Raw genomic sequence first — 2,222 nt, 5'->3', positions numbered from 1 at the left:
GGCTGCTGCCCGGCCGCTGCCGCCGCCGATGGCGTTGCCGGCCGCGCCGCCGGCGATCGCACCCAGCACCGCGCCCGCGCCACTCGGATTGCGCCCGCCGCTGTAGATGGTCTCGTTGCCGCAGACCTGTTGCGGCACGGCGAATTGCTGGTGGATGGGCGTTGCCGAGAGCACGCGGCCCATCTCCTGGGCCTGGGCGGCAAGGGCGGCGGCCGCCAGGGCGGTGAACACGAAGGTCTTTTTCATGGAGGAGGCTCCTTTGGTTCCGCATGCAACGCGCGGGACATGCGGGAAGTTTCACCGCGGCACGTCAAAGCCGGAGCAGCCAGCGGTAAAGATGCGTAAAGCCAGTGCCTGCCGCGCGCGCGCCGATCAGGGTTTGGACCCTGCCGCCAGCCTTTCGTTCCACACCTGGGCGTCGAAGCCGACGGTGGTGCGCCCGTCCGGCCATTCGACGACCGGGCGGCGGATCAGCGAGGCGTGCGCCTGCATCAGCGCGCAGGCGCCGGCCGCGTCGCTGGCGCGCTGCTGCTCGGCCGGGGAGAGCCGGCGCCAGGTGGTGCCGCGGCGGTTCAGCAGGGCGTCGTATCCCAGCTGCGCGGCCCAGCGGCCGAGCGACTCGAGCGGCACGCCCTGGCGTGCGAAGTCGTGAAACTGCACCGCGGCGCCGCGCTCGCCGAGCCAGGCGCGCGCCTTGCGCACCGTGTCGCAATTGGGAATTCCGTACAGGATGGTGGTGGGGTTGTTCATGGCCACGATCATCGGCGAGGCGCCGCTCGGCGACAATTCCGGCCGCCATGTCCAGCCTGCCCACGACCCTTGCCGAATGGCTCGCGCACTGCGAGCAGCAACACCCCAAGAACATCGCCCTCGGGCTCGAGCGCGTCGGGGAGGTGGCGCGCCGGCTCGGCCTGCGCTTTGACTGCCCGGTGATCACGGTGGCCGGCACCAATGGCAAGGGATCGACCTGCGCGATGATCGAGGCGGTGGCGCGGGCTGCCGGCTACCGCACGGGCGTGTACTCTTCGCCCCACCTGGTGCGTTTCGAGGAGCGTTGCCGCATCGATGCGCAGCCGGTGGCCGCCGATGCGCTGCTGCCGCACTTCGAGGCCGTAGAGCAGGCGCGGGTGCAAGGCGGCGAGCCCGTCGCCCTGACGTATTTCGAATTCACGACACTGGCCATCCTGCGCTTGCTGTGCGGGGAGCGCCTCGACGTGGCCATCCTCGAGGTCGGGCTGGGCGGGCGGCTCGACGCGACCAACGTCGTCGATGCGGACTGCGCGGTCATCACCAGCGTGGACGTGGACCACGTCGAGTACCTGGGCCCCGACCGCGAGAGCATCGGCCGCGAGAAGGCCGGCATCATGCGCGCCGGCCGCCCGGTGGTGGTGAGCGATCCGGTGCCGCCCGAGAGCGTGCTCGCCCACGCCGAGGCGCTGGGCGCCGACCTGTGGCGCTTCGGGCAGGATTTCAACTTCTCCGGCGACAAGCAGCAATGGGCCTGGGCCGGGCGCGGGCGGCGTTACGCCGGGCTGGCCTATCCGTCGCTGCGCGGTGTCAACCAGCTGATCAACGCCGCGGGCGCGCTGGCGGCCCTGGAGGCGCTGCGCGGGCGCCTGCCGGTCACGGCCCAGGCGGTGCGGCTAGGCCTGGCGCACGTGGAACTGCCCGGGCGCTTCCAGATCGTGCCCGGCCAGCCGGCGCTGGTGCTGGACGTGGCGCACAACCCGCACTCGGTGGCGGCGCTGACCGCCAACCTCGACGCCATGGGCTTCTTCCCGACCACGCACGCCGTCTTCGGCGCGATGGCGGACAAGGAGCTGGGCCCGATGCTGGCGCGCATCGCGCCGCTCATCGACCGCTGGTACTTCACCGACCTGCCGACCGAGCGCGCGCTGCGTGCGGCCGAACTGCAGCAGAAGTGGAACGCCCTGCACATGGCGGGCGCGGCCCAGCGCCGCGTGCCCACCAGCGTGCACACGGGGCCGGCCGAGGCCCTGCGCGCCGCGCTGGCGGCGGCCGACCCGGCTGATAGAATCGTGGTCTTTGGCTCGTTCCATACGGTGGGCGGCGTGCTCGAGCAGGGGGTGCCACGCCTTGCAGCTAAGCATCTGGGCGGCTAGCACGGCGCTCCGGCCCGCACCAGCCTTCTTCCCTGTCCATGGCATTTTTCAAGTTTCGCTGGCCCGGCAAGCAACGACCGGCTGACGGCGGCAAGCCGG

Annotated in this window: 2 protein-coding genes and 1 pseudogene; 1 reads left to right on the top strand and 2 read right to left on the bottom strand. The window is 71.6% G+C overall.

What is annotated here, in order from left to right:
• Positions 1–246, bottom strand: a pseudogene (locus A612_RS02475) (glycine zipper 2TM domain-containing protein); the annotation flags it as partial.
• 126 nt (positions 247–372) lie between these two features.
• Positions 373–750, bottom strand: coding sequence for an arsenate reductase (locus A612_RS02470; protein ID WP_040435719.1), 378 nt, complete (start codon positions 748–750; stop codon positions 373–375).
• A 47-nt stretch (positions 751–797) separates the two neighbouring features.
• Here A612_RS02470 and folC point away from each other — a divergent pair, with 47 nt between their 5' ends.
• Positions 798–2,123: a bifunctional tetrahydrofolate synthase/dihydrofolate synthase gene (gene folC, locus A612_RS02465; protein WP_019373021.1), complete on the top strand. Its 1,326-nt coding sequence runs from the start codon at positions 798–800 to the stop codon at positions 2,121–2,123.
• The last annotated feature ends 99 nt before the right edge of the window (positions 2,124–2,222 follow it).

This window comes from Melaminivora alkalimesophila, assembly GCF_000282995.1.
Classification (GTDB): Bacteria; Pseudomonadota; Gammaproteobacteria; order Burkholderiales; family Burkholderiaceae_C; genus Melaminivora; species Melaminivora alkalimesophila.
Note: the sequence above shows the minus strand (reverse complement) of the source record. Positions and strands in the feature narration are given on the sequence as shown.